Source organism: Allobosea sp. GW822-FHT05A11, from assembly GCF_058800455.1.
Window position 1 is genome coordinate 255,805 of the sequence record NZ_JBXAMI010000001.1, and the last position, 17,185, is coordinate 272,989.

Here is a 17,185-nt window from a genome sequence, read left to right on the forward strand (position 1 = left end):
CGTTCATGCCTATCCGTCAGGCGCCCAGTCTAAGTGTGGTCGCGACGATCGACCTGGCGTGCCGTCATCACCGCCCGTGTGAAGCCAGGTTCGACGATAACCAGACTACCGTCCGGCAGTCCGAGGATACGGTCCATCGCGATACCCTGGAATTGGAAGCGTCGATCCAGCGTCGCGATCGCAGCGTCTTCCTCGGCGGTCCCCATCGCATCAATCGTTCGCGCGACGGCATCGTGGGTGCTGGCGTTGAGATGCAGGACGATCTCCGCTGCGGCTTCGGGGTCCGGCACGGTGAAGGTGCCTTCGGCGGTGCCCTGTGCGATGATTCGGGTCAGCACCGGTCGCATCACCGCGATCGAGGCGGCATTGATCCGATGGTAGAGCAGCAGGTTCTCCGGCCGGAAGACAACGTCGAAAGCGGCCCGGAATTTCGGTGCATCCGCCAGCTTCATGCTGCGTGAGCGCGCCATGAAAACGTTCAGCCGCTCAAGCGCGCTGAGACCCGGATCGTCGAGGATATCGCGGACACGCGCGACCGCATCCTGCGCCAGCCGGGCGGTGATCCCTTCGAGCAAATCCTCCTTCGCCGTGAAGTGGTGGTAGAAGCCGCCCTTCGAGATGCCGACCTTTGCGATCACGTCGTTGACCGTGGTCCGCTCGTAGCCGCGTTCGAAAAACAGCGCCTGCGCGCCGTCGAGGATCTCGTTCCTGCGATCACCCGGGGACTTCACGATACGGGGCATATGCGACTTACCTCTGCTTGACGACCGACCGTCGGTCTGTAGAATGACCGACGGTCGGTCTCTCGTGATTGTGCGCGTAAGAGGCTGCCGCCGCAACGCTTCCGACTTGCGATGATCGCGAGCGGGGTGCCTCAGCGGGATGCTTCTTGCGAGGGATGTCGTGAAGTTCTCTCGTCTCCTCCTTGCCGCCACGGCCATCATCGTCGCTGGCGGCGCCTACTGGCTCCTGACCAAGCCGGTCGCGGTCGCGACGGTCGCACCCAAGCGCGGCGATGCAGCCGAGATTGTCTACGCCACCGGCACGGTCGAGCCGCGCAACTGGGCCAAGGTCACAGCGCTCGTGCGAGAGCGCATCGTCGAGCGCTGCGACTGCGAGGGCCAGCGCGTGGAGCAGGGGCATGTCCTCGCCCGTCTCGACAGCGTCCAAGCCGAGGCGACCTTGGCCGAGCTCAAGGCCCGCCAGAAGCTTGCCACCGCCGAGCTCGACCGGCTGGCGGTTCTGGTCGAGCGCAATGTGACGAGCCAGCAGGCGCTCGACCGCGCTCGCAGCGAGATGGGGCAGGCCTCGGCGCTGATCGCCGGCCAGACCGCCCGCCTCGAGAACTATGTCCTGCGCGCCCCGATGCGCGGCACCGTGCTGCGCCGCGACGGCGAGGTCGGCGAGATCGCCGAGCCCGGCACCGTGCTGTTCTGGATCGGCGAAGCCAGGCCGCTGCGCGTCGTTGCCGAAGTCAACGAAGAGGACATTCCCCAGGTCAAGCCCGGCCAGCGTGCTTTGCTACGCGCCGACGCCTTTCCGGGGAAAATGCTGGAAGCCACCGTCGACAGCATCACGCCCAAGGGCGATCCCGTCGCCAAGACCTATCGCGTCTATCTCGCTTTGCCGGACGACACGTCCTTGCTGATCGGCATGACGGTCGAGCTCAACATCATCGCGCGGGTGGCGAAGCAGGCGCTGCTGCTGCCGGTCGCCGCCGTGCAGGGCAACGCCGTCTTCGTTCTCGATGGCGATCGCGCCCGCCGCCGCGAACTGGCGATCGGCATTCGCGGCACCGGCGATGTCGAGGTCCTCTCCGGATTGCCGGATCAGGCTCGCGTGATCACGCCCTTTCCGGACAAGCTCGGCGATGGTGCCCGTGTCAGGCCGCAAGGAGGCTGAGCCATGCGGCTGATCCTCGCTCTGGCCCTGACGCATATCCGCGGCCGCGGCCGGCAGACCCTGGTCGCGATCATCGGGGTCGCGCTCGGCGTCGGTTTTTCGATCGCCATGGCGTCGCTGATGCAGGGCGGCGAGGATGATTTCGTCGCGAGGCTGGTCGACACCATGCCGCATGTCGACATCACGGATGAATATCGCAACGCCCGCCGCCAGCCGGCGCAGGACGCCTTTGCCGCTGTCCACATCGCCGGCTTGCGGCCGAAGGACGATCGGCGCGGCATCCTCAACCCGACCGAGGCGGTCGCGATGCTGCGGGCCTGGGTGCCCGGGCGATTGGCGCTCAGCCTGAAGACGCAAGGCGTGGTGCGCTATTCCGGCCGCGATGTCGGCATCGCCATCATCGGCATCGAGCCGCAGGCGGAGATGAAGGTCTCCTCGCTCGCCAAGGATTTCCGCCAAGGCAGCTTCACCTCGCTGATCGCCGGCGGCAACACCATCGTCGTCGGCGACAGGCTGGCGCAGCGCCTTGGCGTCGAACTCGGCACCACCGTCACCGTCGTCTCCTCCACTGGCCAGAGCCGCGCCTTCAAGATCGTCGGCCTGTTCCATACCGGCACCACGGCGCGCGATGAGGGCGAGGGCTATGTCCTGCTCAAGAACGCCCAGATCCTCAGCGAGCGCCCGAATGCGATCAACGAGATCAGGTTGAAGCTCGACGACCCCAACGCCGCGCCGCAGGTGGCGCGGCGGGCCGAGGCGCAGATCGGCTACAAGGCGATGGCATGGCAGGAGGCGAACGAGTCGCTGTTGCAGGCGCTCGTGATCCGCAACGTCATCATGTACACGGTCGTCGGCGCGATCCTGCTGGTAGCTGGCTTCGGCATCTTCAACATCATCTCGACCATTACCCATGAGAAGGCGCGCGACATCGCCATTCTGAAGTCGCTCGGCTTCACCGAGACTGATATGCGTCGTCTCTTCCTCCTCGAAGGAGTCGCGCTCGGCGCCGGCGGCTCGCTGATCGGCTGGGCGTTCGGTTTCTCGCTCTGCTTTGCGCTCTCGCTGGTTCGCTTCGAATTGTCGGGTGCCAGCGTCGCCCAGGAAATCACGCGCCTGCCGCTGGCCTGGAGTATCTGGCACTATCTGATCGCGGCCGGCTTCGCGCTGGTCTCGGCCGGTGTCGCCGGCTACTTGCCGGCAAGACAGGCGGCACGGCTCAATCCGGTCGACATCATCCGGGGCGCCACGTGAGCGCGCTGATCGAAACGAAGGGGCTGACCCGCGTCCTGCCCGCCGCCGTACCGGTGACGCTGGTCCAGGACATCACGCTCGCGATCGGGGAGGGCGAGTTCGTCGCCATCACCGGCCCCTCCGGTTCAGGCAAATCCTCATTGCTCTATCTGCTCGGGCTGCTCGACAAGCCGAGCGGCGGCTCGCTCGCTATCGAGGGCAGGGACACCGCCGGGCTCAGCGAACGCGAGCGCGCCGCGATCCGTCTGGGGACGCTCGGCTTCGTCTTCCAGTTCCACTTCCTGCTGCCGGAATTCACCGTCCGCGAGAACGTGGAGATTCCGATGCGCCGGCTCGGCAAGCTCGGCGCTGCTGCCATGCGCGACCGTTCGACGGAACTGCTGACGGCGCTCGGTCTCGCCGACCATCTCGACAAGCGGCCCGACCAGCTCTCGGGCGGCCAGCGACAGCGCGTCGCTGTCGCCCGTTCGCTCGCCAATGATCCGCCATTGATCCTCGCTGACGAGCCAACCGGCAGTCTCGACAGCAGGAATTCCGCGCAGGTCTTCGCGATCCTCGATGAGCTGGTGCGCGAGCGCGGCAAGACAGTGATCGCCGTGACCCACGATACCGAGATGGCAGCGAAGGCGAGCCGGTGCGTTCATCTGGTCGACGGGCAGCTGTGCGAGAGCTGAGATATCACCTGGAAGCTATCGCATGGTGGCTCTCTTCGCGCGCAACTTCACGGCATGGGCCGAAAGCCCGCGACGCAGCGATCAGGCTGATTTCAGCCGGATCGAGGGAGAATTCTGCGGCGGTCAGGCCTCGTAGCCGAAGGGGTCGTCGACGGAATGCGAGGGCTGGGTAAACCACTTCGCGCCATCATCAGACATGTAGACGATATCCTCCAGCCTCACTCCAAACTCGCCGTAGATGCACATCATGGGCTCGATCGAGAAGCACATGCCAGGCTGAAGCGGCGTCTTGTTGCCCTTCACGATATAGGCCTCTTCGTGAACGTCCAGGCCGAGCCCATGCCCGGTGCGATGCGGCAACCCGGGAACCTTGTAACCGGGCCCGTAACCTGCCGCCTCGATCACTCCGCGCGCCGCCTGGTCGATCGCCTCGCAAGGTGCGCCAAGGCGGGCTGCGGCAAACCCCGCCAACTGGGCTGCCTTTTCGAGGTTCCAGATCTCGCGCTGCCGTTCGGTCGGCTCTCCGAACACATAGGTTCTGGTGATGTCCGAACGATAGCCTTCCAGCTTCGTCCCCATGTCGATGAGAACCATGTCGCCGTCGTTCAGCGTCTGCGGGTAGGGTACGCCGTGGGGATAAGCCGTAGCCTCGCCGAATTGCGCGTGATTGCTGGACCAGTCCCGGCCCAGCTTGCGATGGGCGCGCGCCAGAAAGTCCAGGGTCTCGGTCGTCGTCACGCCCACCTTCAAGGCGCGGGCGACCGCACGGTGAACTTCCATGGTGATGTCCATGGCCTGCTGGATCAGGGCAATCTCGGCTGCCGATTTCAGCTGCCGGCAGGCGGCGGTGATCGGCTGCCCGCTGGTGAAGGAAAAGCGGTTGCCCGCCTTGCGCAGGCCTTCAGCGATATAGAAGGGGGTCTGCGGATCGAGCGCCACCGAGCCGCTCTCGTAGCCCAGGCTGCGAATCGTATCGACGACCAGGGCTGCAGGGTCCTCATGCTCTTCCCAGCAGCGCACGTCGTCGCCGAACAGCATGTATTCCCGCGTCTTGGGCTCCTCGAAAGCGGGGCTCAGGTAGACGATCTCGCCTTCGGCCGGGACGATCGCCCCGTGCAAGCGTTCGGTCAGGGCAAGGTCGATGCCCGTGAAGTAACGCAGGCTGGTCGAGGTATCGAGATAGAGCGCCTGATGCCCTCCGTCTCGCAGCAGCTCCTGGGCCTTTGCGATCCGTGCGCGATACTCGTCCAGCCCGATCGCGACGCTGCGGCTCGTCGGTGGACTGAGCCTGGCGAGCTCTTCTTCGAAGGATGATCCGCCTACCCCGATCGTCATGACATACCTCTTTCAACGTGATTACCTTCAAAGGCGCGGTTGCTCAGCGGCCAGTGAACTTGATCGATACTAAGCGTCCGTGCGCTGTTCAGCATCGTCGGCGAAGCGTCCGAACGAAGCCTTCTGGATATAGAAGCGAGCCGGCCGCATCGCGTTCAACTCCGGCACGATCTCCCGCTCAAGAAGCTCACGCGCGGCGAGCCGGCCCCACATCGGCCCCCAGCCGACTCCGCCATGGGAAACGGCAAAGTAGAAGCCGGGCAGCCAGGGCAGTTCGCCGATGACCGGGCCTCCGTGAGGAATGGCACGGATGCCGATGCGGCTGGCGGCGACGGCGGTGCCCGCCAGGGCGGGTATGAGCTCCGCAACATCCTCCAGGATGCCCTGTGGAGATGGGCCGTTGGCACCGTGGACGCTGGTGAGGGCCTCTCCGCGCCAATGAATGGCCAACCCGCCTTCGGGATCCGGCCGGCTCATCCAGCTCGGTGCGCCGATGATCTGCCTGGGTAGGCCAGGGATGGCTTCGGTATAAACCACAAGGCCGGGAACGAGTTCGAGGGGCAGAGTCGCGCCGGCCAGTGCGGCGATGTGGCTGCCCCAACTGCCTGCGGCATTGATCACCGCGTCGGCAGCGATCTCGGAGCCGTCTCGAAGCAGGACGCCGGTAACCTTGCCTGCGTGCCGCAGGACCGCGCAGACCGGCTGGTCGGTCAGCACCGAGCCACCCAGTTTTCGGACATGATCGAGCAATGTCGCTACCATGGCGGGGGCATCGACCCAGCCGGATCGCGCCTCGTAGACGACCTCGTCGTCGTCAGCGAACAGAACGCCGGGCGCCATGCCGCGCGCCTTGCCACCATCGAGCGTTTTGAGGTCGAGCCCGCGCTCGCGGCAGATGGCGAGGTCGCGCGCGATCTTGGCCCGCTCCTCCGGCAAGCCCCAGGTCAAGGTGCCGGTCCAGTGCAACCACCCCGGGCCGATTTCCTGTTGGAGCTGGTCGAAGGTGTCGTTGAGCTGGAGCCTGAGGCGGGCGCGGCCGGGATCCTCGTCCCAACTCGCCTGCGGAAAGGTCGACAGATAGGCGATCGAGGCAGCGCTTGTGCCGGATGCGGGACGCGCAGCGTCCACGACGACGACATCGGCTTTGCCGACGGCCAACCTGTAAGCGATGTTCGCGCCGATCGCTCCAGCGCCGATGACGACGATTTTCATGGCGACCTGCTGAAAATTCGGGGAGACAGATCGGCGACGCTGGAGCAGCCGAGATGGCCGAGGGTCGTCCAGAATTCGCGTTTCACGAGTTCCAGCGTGCGTCGTACCCCGTACTCGCCATCTGCCGCCAGGCCGAACGCGACGAGGCGTCCCAGAGCGACGGCATTGGCACCCAGCGCTATGGCGGTGGCGATATCGCTGCCTCGCCGCACTCCGGAGTCGAAGATGATCGGAACCTCGGCTCCGACCGCGGCGCGAATATGAGGCAATATCTCCAGTGTCGTCAGGGTGCGATCGATGGACCGGCCTCCGTAGTTGGAGACATAGAGCGCGACGGCTCCCGCATCGAGCGCCGCCTGCGCGTCGGCGACGCTCTGGACGCCCTTGACGATACAGGGAAGCGGGCTGCGGGCGATAACGTCGGCGGCTTGCTTCCAACCCCAGCGCGGCTCGGCAAAATCGAGCAACTCGACCAGATTTGCCGGATCGGACAGGCCTGGGCCGAAATTCGACGGCCCCTTCTCGCCGCGCGGGGAGAAGCGGTCCTCCATCATGCGCTCGCGCCATTGACGGATCGGCGAATAGGTCGCGCAGACATGAGTGTAGCCGGCCGCCCTGGCGCGGCCGATCATCTGCAGGACGCCTTCCGGATCGCCGACGAAGGTCATCTGGAAAATCTTGGCCACGCCTGACGCCTGCGCCACCTCTTCCAGGTGAAACGAGGACGCCGCCGGCACCATCTGCTTGATACCGGCGGCCTCGGCCGCCCGCCCGATGGCGCAATGGCCGTCGGGATGGAACACGGCTTCGCCGCCGAAAGGCGCGATCAGCGCCGGGAAGCTCAGGTCGTGCCCCAGCAGGTTCGTTCGCGTATCCGGGTTGGATATCCCGGCGAACAACGGCGTATCGAACCTGATCCGATCGAAGACGCTGGTGTTCTCCTCGCGCGTGACCTCGTCGCCGGTTCCACAATTCAGATAATTCCAGTCGATCTCCGAAAGCTGCCGCCGCGCCTGCGCATGGATGCCGCGAAGCGTCGTGTACTTCTCATCGGTGCGGTAGCGGTCGTCCAGCCGCTGCTCGGGCTTGCTCATGATGGTGACTTTCGTCTCAGGCCTGCGCCTTGAAGGCGGCGATGATCTCTTCGGTCGAGCGGACGCGGCCGATATAGGGGAAGACGTATTTGAGAGAGGCCTCGTGGGCCTCGGCAGTGCCGGCGGCCATGGCGTCGCGCACGAAGATCACGTCGTAGCCGTGATCATAGGCATTCCGGCCGGTGCCCTCGACGCCGAAATTGGTCGAGATCCCGGCCAGCACGATCGTCTTGATTCCACGCCGCCGAAGCTGCAGGTCGAGGTCGGAGCCGTAGAAGGCATTAAAGCTCTTCTTGTTCACGACGGGCTCATTGGTGCGCCTGTCCATCTCCGGGACGAGCTGATCCCAGTTCTCGATGCGGTGCGGGTAGCGGGGCCGCTTGACGTCGAGGTTGGGGCCCAGATTGTCCGACTCATCGGGCAGGAAGGTCGTGCGCACGAAGACGGGCAGGGCACCCGCTGCCCGCGCAGGTTCGATCATCGACGCGATACGGGCGACGACCTCGGTCGCGCTGTGCGGCGCGGCCGCGTGATGCGCGACGGAAGTCTGCATGTCGATGGAAACGAGGGCGGTGGTTTTTGCGTCGAACAGGGTGTCGGTCATGGATCGGCTCTTTCTGAATTGGGATGGCGGAGCACATCGCTGCCGCAGCATCGTCGGGCACAGGCTCGCGATCCCGCGCCGGCAGGCTTCGAAAATCCGGGTGGTAGAGGGCTTTGCTGCAGTGGTTCGGCGTCAATCGCGCCGGGTGGGAGGAGCGCGGCAATGGCTGTCGAGGCACGAGATCATGGCTCGAAACTCTGCTCGGTCGCGGGCACGGGCGGAGCTCATGCGCGCGCCTGGCGTCCGAGGATCAGCTTGTTGGCGAGTACGGTCATGACGAGCGTCGTCGTCATCAGGATCAAAGCGAGAGCCGAGGCGAAGGGCCAGTTGTTGTTCGCTGTAAACTCCCAGTAGAGCAGCGGCGCCATCATGTGGAAGCGCGGCCCGCCGATCAGCACCGGCGTCGCGAATGCGTTCATCGCGAGGATGAAGCAGAGCACTGCGGCGATCATCGTCCCCGGCAACGCCATGGGCCAGACGATCCGCCAGAAGGCGCGGGCCGGCGCGGCTCCGAGGCTCTCGGCGGCCTGCTCCAGGTTCTCGTCGATTCCCTCGACGACGCTCTGCAGCGTCAGGATCATGTAGGGCAGGTTGATGGAGATGATGCCGATGATGACGCCCGTGGTCGTCTGCATCAGCGTCATCGTGCCCAGGCCCAAGCTGGTGGCGGCAAGGTTGATGACGCCGCCATGCGAGAACAGAACCATCCAGCCGATGGAACGGACGGTGCTACTGACGAAGAGCGGTAGCACCATCAGCAGCATCACCGCGTTCTTCCACCGGCTCTGCCAGCGGGCCAGCCGATACGCGATCGGAAAGCCGAAGAGCAGACAGAACGCCGTCGAGCTCAACGCCACGACCACGGTGGTGATCATGACGTCGGTATAGTAGGCGTCGCCGAAGAAGCGCGTGTAGTTCTCCGTGGTCGCAGCCTCGACCATGAGCTTTGTCGGATCGAAGCGGTTGAAGCTCATGCGGAGCAGCAACAGCAGCGGCGCCACCAGCATCACTGCCACGACGGCCGTGGCCGGTGTCAGCAATGCGCTGGCGGCCGCGAGATGTCCCTTCTCGCGGCGGTCGGAAGGCAAGGGCGTGGCTGCGGCCAGGGTCATCCCTTGTACTCGATGTTCTTCTTCCACCAGTCGCTCATTGCCGGAAGCTCGCGGGCGAGCTTGTCGAGATCCGGGGAGACCAGTTTCGGCGCATCCGGCGGCAATTCCAGCCGCTTGGCCAGATTGGGAGGCAGGTTGGCGTTCGCGATCGAGGGCATGTAGCCCATGTTCTCGGCAAAGCCCTGCTGCGCCTTGGGCTGCAGCGCGGCCTCGATATAGGCGTAGGCCGCGTCCTTGTTCTGGGCATTCTTGGGGATGACCAAGCCGGAGACGTAGAGCATCGCGCCGCTCTTCGGCCAGGCCGACTCGATCCGGACACCGGCGTTCTGCCACATGATCGAGCGGGCCTGCCAGATGACCGCGATGGCGATCTCCTTGGACTTGAAGGCCTGGGTGAATGCTTCCGGCTGGGCATAGAGGCGCAGCCCGTTGGCGTTGACGTCCTTGAGATAGCTCTTTCCGGCCTCGTAATCATCGAGCGAGCCGCCGCGATACAGGGCGCCGGCCATCAGGAACGCATAATAGTTGGCGATGATGGCGCCGACCTTGCCCTTGTATTTCGGGTTCAGAAGCGCATCGAGATCCGTCGGCGGCTCGTCAACCTGCTCGGGATCGTAAATGATGACCTGTGCGCTGACGATGTGGGGAACGATGTAGGGGTCTCGCGCCTCGGGGCGGATCGCGTTCCAGCTCGGCAGCTTGGCCGGATCGATCGGCAACAGGGCATCGGCGTTGCGCAGGGCCTGCGCCTTCACGTTGTCGAAGCACTGAACATCCACCGCACCGCGCGGCAGAATGCGCTGGGCGATCGTCTTGGCCATGCGGGTATCGGAATCGCCGACATCCTGGACGACCCTGACGGCTTTGTCCGCCATAATCGGATCGACATTCTCCCGCAGCAGCCTGCCATAGTCGCCGCCCCAGGTCCCGACCGTGACTGAGCCGCCCGATTGCGCGAAGCTCTGGCCCGCGAACGGTACGGCGACCGCTCCTGCCGATGCGCCTGCGATGAAGTTTCGCCGGGAGATGCGATCGAACGTCGTATTCTTGATCATGGCAGTCCCCTGTAGTTGCTCGTGACGGTTGCTTTTTTGAAGTTTACGAGGCTTCGAAGACGCGCTCCGCGCTGCCGTCCCAATCGATCGAGACTTCCGATCCCGGTGGCAGGCACAGGCGGTTGCCGGGCTCCGAAGCCTGGCGAACGACGATGCGCTTGTCGGGTGCGATCTGCACCGCATGCTCCACGACCGCGCCGAGATAGACGCCGACCACGACCGTCCCCGTGAGCTTGCCCGCCTCCCAGCCCGCGCGCAGGGCCAGCCGTTCGGGACGCAGCGCCATCGTCGCCGGGCCGGAGCGACGGTCGGACGAGAGGAGGAGCGGCTGTTCCCCTCCGAAGGCGAAGTTGCGCTGCCCGTCGACATGGCCTTCGATCAGGTTGCTGCGGCCGATGAAGCTCGCGACGAAGGCCGTTTCCGGTCGCTCGTAGAGATCCTCCTGGTCGCCAGTCTGCTGGATGCGACCGTCCTTCATCACGACGAGCCTATCGCCCATGGCCATGGCTTCGTCCTGATCATGGGTGACCATGATCGTGGTGAACCCATGCTCGCGCTGCAGGATGCGGATGTCGCGAGCGACCTCCGACCTGAGGGAGGCGTCGAGGTTCGACAACGGCTCGTCGAGCAGGACGATGTCGGGTCGAATGGCGAGCGCCCGCGCCAGGGCCACGCGCTGCTGCTGCCCGCCGGACAATTGCCGCGGTAGGCGGCCGCCGAGCCCGTCCAGCTTGACCAGAGCGAGCATCTCGTCGACGCGCCTGGACGCTTCCGCCCGCCCGATGCCGCGCATCTCGAGGCCGAAGCCGATATTGGCCGCTGCAGTGAGATGCGGGAACAGCGCGTAGTTCTGGAAGACGATGCCCATATTCCGCTTATGCGGCGGCAGATCGACGATGCTTCTGCCGGACACCTTGATGTCGCCGCGGCTCGCCGCGACGAAACCGGCGATCATCCGCAGCGTCGTGGTCTTGCCGCACCCGGACGGGCCCAGAAGCGCAACCATCTCGCCCGCCCGCACATTGAGCGAGAACTGATCGACGGCTGACATCGTGCCGTAGAATTTCGAGACGTTTTCGATGTCGAGCGTGCTCATCGCGCAACCCGCCCGAGATTGGCGAAATTGCCGAGTGCGAACAGGATGGCACCGATGCCGACGATCTGCAGGACGGAGATCGCCGCGATCAGCGGATCCAGCCGATATTCCAGATATTGCAGGATCGCGATCGGCAAGGTCGACATGCCGGGGCTGACGAGAAACAAGCTGATCTCCAGATTTTCGAAACTGATGATGAAGGCGAAGAAGCCGGAGGCGACGATGCCGTTGCGCATGGCGGGAAGCGTCACGCGCCAGATCACGCGGGGCGGCGAGGCTCCCAGGCTGGCGGCCGCCTCTTCGGTCACGCGATCATGGTTCGTCAGGCTGGCAAGGCAGATCCGGATGACCCATGGGATCGTGATCAGAACATGGGCCAGGACGAGCAGGGCCATGCTGCCGGCAAGAGGCAATTCCGTGCGCAACTCCACGGTGATCGCGAACACGTAGATCGCGAGGCCGATCGCGATTCCGGGAATGGTCAACGGCGCCAGAAGCAGCGTCCCGATCCCTTGCGTGCCTCTATTCCGGTAGCGCGACAGGGCTATGCCGGCTGGGACCCCGAACAGCAGGCTCAGCCCGCCCGCCAGTAATGCAAGCTTCAGGCTGGTCAGAAGCGGAGAAATGAATTGAGGAATGCTCGATCCATACCACGCCAATGAATACCCCTGAGGAGGGAAGACAATGACCTTGTCGTCGAAAAAGCTGACGTAAACCGTCAAGATCAGGGGAGCGAAAACTGTAATTATACCGGAAACAACCAGAGCGGTTGCTCCCGGTCGCGCCAACCATTCCAATTTTTCTGCCAATCCGAGCGACGATGCGCTGGGCCCCGTGTCCGACATCTTTATCCCCTGTTGGGCTATAGCGTGGACGGGATAAAATATCGCGTCAAATTATTTGTTTGACCGAGTTGATAACGAATGGGAATGATTCTGCTCGGAGATCGGGTCTCCAAAGGGGCAACTGCTCGATGTCGATGAACCCCCGCCAGCTTCAGGCCTTCTCCGCGGTCATGCGCGCCGGCGGCATCTCTCGTGCGAGCCGGGTGCTGCACCTGTCACAGCCGGCTGTGAGCAAGCTCATCGCGGGGCTGGAGGGCGATGTCGGCTTTCCCTTGTTCAGGCGTGACAAGAAGCGGCTTTCGCCGACGGCCGAGGCTCATATCTTCCTGGCGGAGGTGGATGCGATCCTCAACGGCATGGAGCGGCTGCGTCGCGTATCCGCGGACCTCAAGAACACCCGCCGCGGTCATCTCACCATCGGGACTATCGCCACATTCGGGCTTACGCTGCTCCCGGAGATCATTGCGAGCTTTCAGAAGACCAGCCCTGAGACCAGCGTGCATCTGCATGTGCAGACCTCGCCGAAGCTTCTCGATCTCGCTCACACCCAGCAACTGGATATCGCGATCAGCATGCTGGCCTCCGACAGCCCTGCCGTTCAGACCGAGACGCTCATGCAGTGCCGGGCCGTCTGCGTCCTGCCATCAGGACACCGGCTCGCCGGCAAGGATGTGATCGTCCCCCGGGATCTCGAAGGCGAGGCCTTCATCTCGCTTGGAGAGACCGATCGGGTGCGACAGCTGGTGGATCGCGCTTTCGAGCAGGAAAACATCGCGCGGAAGATGGTGACGAGTACCCAGTTCGGGATGGCGGCCTGTGAATTCGTGCGATGCAGCAATGCGGTGACGGTCGTGGCGCCGATGACGGCTCGGGCCTCCGTCAATCGTGATCTGGTGATCAAACCCTTCAGGCCCGAGGTGGTACTGGACATCAAACTGCTGCGTCCGCGAATGAAGCCTCCTTCCTCCGTTCGCGAGAGTTTCTTGCGCCATCTCCGAGACTGCCTGGAACGATGGAATCTTTCACACCCTTGAATGGGGGTTGAAGGAGATTCAGAAGAACCTCGGATGCAGATGGGCAGGTTCACGCCGCTCAGCCGACAGAGATCGAGGAACGACCATGAGCGGACGTGGCCAGCTCTGGAGGGCGCCGCTGCAGGGGGCGGCCGCTGGCAGTACGAAGGGAATGTTCAGATCCCTCACGACGCCTCGGCCGGCATAAAGCCGAATGGTCAAGGCCGCAGGGGGACCGTCAACGGCACCATGGGTATCCAACTCAAGATACAGCGTCTCACGGGCGTTTCGAACAACTTCCAGTCTGTCGCGCTGGATTCGGCAAAACTTAGTAGATTCATATGCCTGTTGATGCCTTAGACACGCCGTCTACGGATGGAGGGAGCGTGAAACATCGGCATCTCGAGGTGTTCAGGGCTGTCATGCGCGCCGGGAGCATCACCGGCGCCGCGCATTTGCTCGGACTGACCCAGCCAGGAGCCAGCAAGCTCATCGCACAGGGAGAGGAATTGTGTGGCTTCCCTCTGTTCAGCCGCGTCCAGAACCGCCTGGTTCCGACCGAACGGGCCGTCCGCCTGTTCGAGGAAGCGGAACGGCTGTTCGTCGGCATGGAAGAAATCAATCGCCTGGTGGGGCGTCTGCGCAGCGACGGCCCGCCGCGTACCGTCGTCGCCGCCATCCCGATGATCGCCCAGGAGATTCTGCCGTTCGCCGCAGCCGACTGGCTCGCGGGTGTCGATGCCCAGCTCTTCGTCACGACGCGCGATGCCGGCGGCGTTCTCGCCATGGTGACCTCCCGCAATGCCGATGTCGGCTTCGCCATGAGCTTTCGCCGGACGCCGGGCGTGCGAAGCCAGCTCATCGCGCGAAGCCGCGTTATGTGCGCCATATCAGCCGAGCATCCGCTCGCAGCGAAGGCGATCATCAACCCAGCGGATCTGCAGGGAGAACGCTTCATTTCGATCTCGCGGCATGAAGGGCAGCAGCAGAAGATCGATCAGGTGCTGGCGGCGGCATCCGTGAAGCCGAAGGAAGTGGCCGAGATGCCGCTGATCATCGGCGCGGCAGCCATGGCGCGGGCCGGCATCGGCATCACATTTGCCGACTGCTTTTCCGCGCGGCCATGGCTCGGACAAGGCCTCGTGCTGCGCCCGTTCGAGCCGGAAATCCGGTTCGAGTACCATGCGATCTGGATCGATGGGGCACCGCAGGGGCGCAACGTCCAGGCGCTTATTGCCGCGATGCGGGCGACCATGCGCGCTCAGTTGCAGAGCTTCGGCAGCGGCGCCTAGCTGCGCAGCGCTCAAGGCCACAGCCCGCGATCTTTGGGCGGTGCAGCGATCCTCGACCATAACCAGAGGCCATGATCCATAACCAACGTCGCGATGGACAAGTGCGCCGCGCTTGATCGAATATCATGGCTCTCGAAATCGAAATTCGGCGATTTCATCGAGATCTTGAGGCCAAATTCTCGAGCCAATTCAAGGTTTATCCGGGATATAAAACGGAAATACCTTGATGTGCGCGAGTTGACGACTTCGCGGTCGCCTTGGCATGCCTTGCGGCCCGGGTGAACGAAGCAACGCTGCCGGGCGCGCCACCGCGGTGACGCGATGCACCCGACACTATTCTATCGACCGCCAAAGGCGGCGCAAAAATCGGGGATTGATGGAATGTTCGGATTCATCACGAAACTTGCCGTCGCGACCACCATGGCCATCTCGACGCTAGCCCTTCCAGCCGCCGCTCAGGATGGCGGCAAGGACATGGCTCGCATCCTCTCGCAGAAGGTCGTGCGCGTCGGCGCGGTCGAGGCGTTTCCGTCCTATCGGCAGGACCTGGCGAGCAGCAAATGGGAAGGCATCTTTCCCGAGACGGTCGAGGCTCTGTTCGGAGCCATCGGCGTCAAGGTCGAGTATGTGCCGACCGAATGGGGCACCGCTGCTGCCGGGCTGCAGTCCGGCCGGTTCGATCTGATCGGCGGCTATTCGGCCACGCCGGAGCGTGCGCTCGCCGTCGGCTTTACCATCCCGGTCGCGCGCGTCGGCGTCGGGCTCGCGGCGGCGACGGCCGAGAAACAGGCCGCGGCCGCGAATTGGGCCGACCTGAACAAGCCGGAGGTGCGGATCTCGCTGGCCGACGGTTCGGCGACGATGCGCATGGTCCAGCGCCTGATCCCCAAGGCGACCTATGTCGCCGTGAAGACGGAAGATGCCGCGATCCTCGAACTCGAAAGCGGTCGGGTCGACTATTTCGCCAGCACGGAGTCGAGCCTCTCGCGCTATGGCCAGGCTCGCAAGAATGTGCATGTCGGCTACCCCAAGCCCGAGATCGGCCAGAACTCGACATTCGCCCTGCGCAAGGGCGAGCACGATTTCCAGGAATGGCTCAACGTCTCGCTCGGCGCGCTGATCGCTGACGGCACGATCCCCGGCATCCGCGCCAAGTTCCTCAACCCCTCGAAATGAGGTTGCTCCCGGCCGTCCGGGACAGTGAAGAGGAGATCGGTCTTTGACGCTGCTGGCGATCCGCGACGTTCACAAGTCCTATGGCGCGCTCGAGGTTCTCAAGGGCATCGACCTGACCGTGGAGGCCGGCGAGATCGTCGGCTTCATCGGGGCCAGCGGCTCGGGCAAGTCGACGCTTCTGCGCTGCATCAACCACATGGAGGCGCCGACGCGGGGCGAGGTCCTGCTCGAGGGCGAGACCGTCGGCGTGAAGAAGGTCGGCGACAGGCATGTGCCGCGCTCCTCGGCCGAGCTCAGTCAGCAGCGCCGCAAGATGGCGATGGTGTTTCAGCACTTCAATCTCTGGCCGCACAAGACGGCGCTGGAGAACGTGATGGAGGGACCTGTCGTCGTCCAGAAGATCGAGCGCGAGAAGGCCAAGGCAAAGGCTCTTGCCGCACTCGCCCGCGTCGGCCTCGCGGACAAGGCGGATTCCTATCCGAGCCGCCTGTCGGGCGGTCAGCAACAGCGCGTCGGCATCGCCCGCGCGCTGGCGTTGGAGCCGCAGATCATCCTGTTCGACGAGCCGACATCGGCGCTCGATCCGGAACTCGTCAACGAGGTCCTCGCCGTGATCCAGGGGCTCGCCAACGACGGCATGACGTTGATCATCGTGACGCACGAGATGCGCTTCGCCCGCGATGTCTGCGACCGTGTCGTCTTTCTCGACAAGGGCAGGATCGCGGATATCGGGCCCCCCTCGCACATCTTCGGTGCGACGGCGAATGCCCGAACGCAAGAATTCGTCCGCAACTACTACGGCTGAACGCGACGCCGGCGGCTTTGCCGCGGCCGCAAGACGGGCGGGACAGATGGAATACGACTGGAACTTCGCGATCGTCTGGGACTACCGAGCCGTCCTGCTGAGGGGGTTGCTCTACACCGTCATGCTCGCTGCGATCACGATCGTCACCAGCATGATCCTGGGCCTCGTCCTGGCGCTGCTGCGCGGCAGCAAGGTCCCGTTCGTCTATCCGGTGATCTCGACCATGATCTCGGTCGTCCGGGCGGTGCCCGTGCTCGTTCTGCTGGTCTGGATGTACTACTGCCTGCCGATCATCACCGGGTTGAAGCTCGAGGGCTTCACTACCGTGGTGATTGCGCTGTCCATCTACAGTTCGGCCTTCTTCGCCGAGATTTTCCGCGGCGGCATCCAGTCGATCGACCGTGGCCATATCGAAGCCGCGCAGTCGGTCGGCATGACCCGCGGACAGGTCTTTCAGCGGATCGTCGCGCCGCTCGCTTTCCAACGGATTTTCCCGCCGCTGGTGAACCAGTGCATCCTGGTGCTCAAGAACACGACGCTGGCCGGTTACGTCGCCGTCCCCGAGCTCCTTTATTTGGGCCAGCAGATCAGTGTGCGGACCTTCAGGCCGCTCGAGCTGCTGACCGTCGTCGCCGTGCTGTTCGTCGTAACGATCGTACCGCTCACCCTGGCCGCCGAATACTTCGAGAAGAAGTACCGCGAGAAATACTTCAGGTAGG

17 protein-coding genes are annotated in these 17,185 nt (G+C 64.2%); 8 read left to right on the plus strand and 9 right to left on the minus strand.

All coding sequences use genetic code 11. The features are described from left to right. Nucleotides 1-29: 29 nt before the first annotated feature. Nucleotides 30-743 (minus strand): TetR/AcrR family transcriptional regulator, encoded by a 714-nt coding sequence (locus tag AC1RLU_RS01230; RefSeq protein WP_492793545.1) that lies wholly within the window; start codon nucleotides 741-743, stop codon nucleotides 30-32. A gap of 139 nt (nucleotides 744-882) precedes the next feature. On the opposite strand from AC1RLU_RS01230, the gene AC1RLU_RS01235 reads away from it, so the two are divergent. Genes AC1RLU_RS01235 through AC1RLU_RS01245 form a run of 3 tightly spaced genes read left to right on the plus strand, consistent with a single transcriptional unit; the run spans nucleotide 883 to nucleotide 3,827 of the window. Continuing rightward, complete coding sequence (locus AC1RLU_RS01235; protein ID WP_492793546.1) at nucleotides 883-1,902, plus strand: efflux RND transporter periplasmic adaptor subunit; 1,020 nt, start codon at nucleotides 883-885, stop codon at nucleotides 1,900-1,902. Nucleotides 1,903-1,905: 3 nt separating this feature from the next. Further along, the gene (locus AC1RLU_RS01240) at nucleotides 1,906-3,153 is read left to right on the plus strand and encodes an ABC transporter permease (RefSeq protein WP_492793547.1); all 1,248 of its coding nucleotides are present in this window, start codon (nucleotides 1,906-1,908) and stop codon (nucleotides 3,151-3,153) included. Continuing rightward, on the plus strand, nucleotides 3,150-3,827 hold the full coding sequence (locus AC1RLU_RS01245; protein ID WP_492793548.1) for an ABC transporter ATP-binding protein: 678 nt from the start codon (nucleotides 3,150-3,152) through the stop codon (nucleotides 3,825-3,827). Before AC1RLU_RS01240 ends, AC1RLU_RS01245 begins: the two co-directional genes overlap by 4 nt. A 123-nt stretch (nucleotides 3,828-3,950) precedes the next feature. Here the strand turns inward: AC1RLU_RS01245 and AC1RLU_RS01250 are convergent, their stop codons facing one another. From AC1RLU_RS01250 to AC1RLU_RS01285, 8 genes are all read right to left on the minus strand, one after another. Continuing rightward, nucleotides 3,951-5,162, minus strand: coding sequence for a M24 family metallopeptidase (locus AC1RLU_RS01250; RefSeq protein WP_492793549.1), 1,212 nt, complete (start codon nucleotides 5,160-5,162; stop codon nucleotides 3,951-3,953). Between the two features lie 69 nt (nucleotides 5,163-5,231). Then, entirely contained in the window at nucleotides 5,232-6,374 is a 1,143-nt protein-coding gene (locus tag AC1RLU_RS01255; RefSeq protein ID WP_492793550.1) for an NAD(P)/FAD-dependent oxidoreductase, read from the minus strand. Beyond that, the gene (locus tag AC1RLU_RS01260) at nucleotides 6,371-7,468 is read right to left on the minus strand and encodes an alpha-hydroxy acid oxidase (protein WP_091856858.1); all 1,098 of its coding nucleotides are present in this window, start codon (nucleotides 7,466-7,468) and stop codon (nucleotides 6,371-6,373) included. The genes AC1RLU_RS01255 and AC1RLU_RS01260 overlap by 4 nt, the downstream gene beginning before the upstream one ends. Nucleotides 7,469-7,484: 16 nt before the next feature. Next, on the minus strand, nucleotides 7,485-8,072 hold the full coding sequence (locus tag AC1RLU_RS01265) for an isochorismatase family protein (protein ID WP_492793551.1): 588 nt from the start codon (nucleotides 8,070-8,072) through the stop codon (nucleotides 7,485-7,487). A gap of 224 nt (nucleotides 8,073-8,296) precedes the next feature. After that, nucleotides 8,297-9,184 carry an ABC transporter permease gene (locus tag AC1RLU_RS01270; protein WP_492793552.1) on the minus strand — a complete coding sequence of 296 codons (888 nt, stop codon included), beginning with the start codon at nucleotides 9,182-9,184 and terminating at the stop codon, nucleotides 8,297-8,299. Continuing rightward, entirely contained in the window at nucleotides 9,181-10,239 is a 1,059-nt protein-coding gene (locus AC1RLU_RS01275) for an ABC transporter substrate-binding protein (protein ID WP_061970675.1), read from the minus strand. Before AC1RLU_RS01275 ends, AC1RLU_RS01270 begins: the two co-directional genes overlap by 4 nt. Before the next feature lie 43 nt (nucleotides 10,240-10,282). Continuing rightward, nucleotides 10,283-11,335, minus strand: coding sequence for an ABC transporter ATP-binding protein (locus AC1RLU_RS01280; protein ID WP_492793553.1), 1,053 nt, complete (start codon nucleotides 11,333-11,335; stop codon nucleotides 10,283-10,285). Then, nucleotides 11,332-12,180, minus strand: coding sequence for an ABC transporter permease (locus AC1RLU_RS01285; protein WP_142113413.1), 849 nt, complete (start codon nucleotides 12,178-12,180; stop codon nucleotides 11,332-11,334). Before AC1RLU_RS01285 ends, AC1RLU_RS01280 begins: the two co-directional genes overlap by 4 nt. 128 nt (nucleotides 12,181-12,308) lie before the next feature. Between AC1RLU_RS01285 and AC1RLU_RS01290 the strand changes: the two genes are divergently transcribed. The 5 genes from AC1RLU_RS01290 (at nucleotide 12,309) to AC1RLU_RS01310 (ending at nucleotide 17,184) form a co-directional block, all read left to right on the plus strand. Further along, nucleotides 12,309-13,214, plus strand: a complete 906-nt coding sequence (locus tag AC1RLU_RS01290) for a LysR substrate-binding domain-containing protein (RefSeq protein ID WP_162766372.1) — start codon at nucleotides 12,309-12,311, stop codon at nucleotides 13,212-13,214. Nucleotides 13,215-13,579: 365 nt separating this feature from the next. After that, nucleotides 13,580-14,485, plus strand: a complete 906-nt coding sequence (locus AC1RLU_RS01295; protein WP_492793554.1) for a LysR substrate-binding domain-containing protein — start codon at nucleotides 13,580-13,582, stop codon at nucleotides 14,483-14,485. A 381-nt stretch (nucleotides 14,486-14,866) separates the two neighbouring features. Beyond that, entirely contained in the window at nucleotides 14,867-15,661 is a 795-nt protein-coding gene (locus AC1RLU_RS01300) for a transporter substrate-binding domain-containing protein (protein ID WP_170843371.1), read from the plus strand. Between the two features lie 43 nt (nucleotides 15,662-15,704). Continuing rightward, nucleotides 15,705-16,466: an amino acid ABC transporter ATP-binding protein gene (locus tag AC1RLU_RS01305; RefSeq protein ID WP_282568644.1), complete on the plus strand. Its 762-nt coding sequence runs from the start codon at nucleotides 15,705-15,707 to the stop codon at nucleotides 16,464-16,466. Beyond that, nucleotides 16,426-17,184: an amino acid ABC transporter permease gene (locus tag AC1RLU_RS01310; RefSeq protein ID WP_091856866.1), complete on the plus strand. Its 759-nt coding sequence runs from the start codon at nucleotides 16,426-16,428 to the stop codon at nucleotides 17,182-17,184. Before AC1RLU_RS01305 ends, AC1RLU_RS01310 begins: the two co-directional genes overlap by 41 nt. Nucleotide 17,185 lies beyond the last annotated feature (1 nt).

What these genes read in the sequence shown, in the direction of transcription:
- AC1RLU_RS01250 (WP_492793549.1), bottom strand. Translation starts at nt 5,162, where the DNA reads ATGACGATCGGGGTAGGCGGATCATCCTTCGAAGAAGAGCTCGCCAGG.
- AC1RLU_RS01310 (WP_091856866.1), top strand. Translation starts at nt 16,426, where the DNA reads ATGCCCGAACGCAAGAATTCGTCCGCAACTACTACGGCTGAACGCGAC.
- AC1RLU_RS01260 (WP_091856858.1), bottom strand. Translation starts at nt 7,468, where the DNA reads ATGAGCAAGCCCGAGCAGCGGCTGGACGACCGCTACCGCACCGATGAG.
- AC1RLU_RS01230 (WP_492793545.1), bottom strand. Translation starts at nt 743, where the DNA reads ATGCCCCGTATCGTGAAGTCCCCGGGTGATCGCAGGAACGAGATCCTC.
- AC1RLU_RS01300 (WP_170843371.1), top strand. Translation starts at nt 14,867, where the DNA reads ATGTTCGGATTCATCACGAAACTTGCCGTCGCGACCACCATGGCCATC.
- AC1RLU_RS01235 (WP_492793546.1), top strand. Translation starts at nt 883, where the DNA reads ATGCTTCTTGCGAGGGATGTCGTGAAGTTCTCTCGTCTCCTCCTTGCC.
- AC1RLU_RS01270 (WP_492793552.1), bottom strand. Translation starts at nt 9,184, where the DNA reads ATGACCCTGGCCGCAGCCACGCCCTTGCCTTCCGACCGCCGCGAGAAG.
- AC1RLU_RS01285 (WP_142113413.1), bottom strand. Translation starts at nt 12,180, where the DNA reads ATGTCGGACACGGGGCCCAGCGCATCGTCGCTCGGATTGGCAGAAAAA.
- AC1RLU_RS01255 (WP_492793550.1), bottom strand. Translation starts at nt 6,374, where the DNA reads ATGAAAATCGTCGTCATCGGCGCTGGAGCGATCGGCGCGAACATCGCT.
- AC1RLU_RS01265 (WP_492793551.1), bottom strand. Translation starts at nt 8,072, where the DNA reads ATGACCGACACCCTGTTCGACGCAAAAACCACCGCCCTCGTTTCCATC.
- AC1RLU_RS01280 (WP_492793553.1), bottom strand. Translation starts at nt 11,335, where the DNA reads ATGAGCACGCTCGACATCGAAAACGTCTCGAAATTCTACGGCACGATG.
- AC1RLU_RS01275 (WP_061970675.1), bottom strand. Translation starts at nt 10,239, where the DNA reads ATGATCAAGAATACGACGTTCGATCGCATCTCCCGGCGAAACTTCATC.
- AC1RLU_RS01290 (WP_162766372.1), top strand. Translation starts at nt 12,309, where the DNA reads ATGTCGATGAACCCCCGCCAGCTTCAGGCCTTCTCCGCGGTCATGCGC.
- AC1RLU_RS01240 (WP_492793547.1), top strand. Translation starts at nt 1,906, where the DNA reads ATGCGGCTGATCCTCGCTCTGGCCCTGACGCATATCCGCGGCCGCGGC.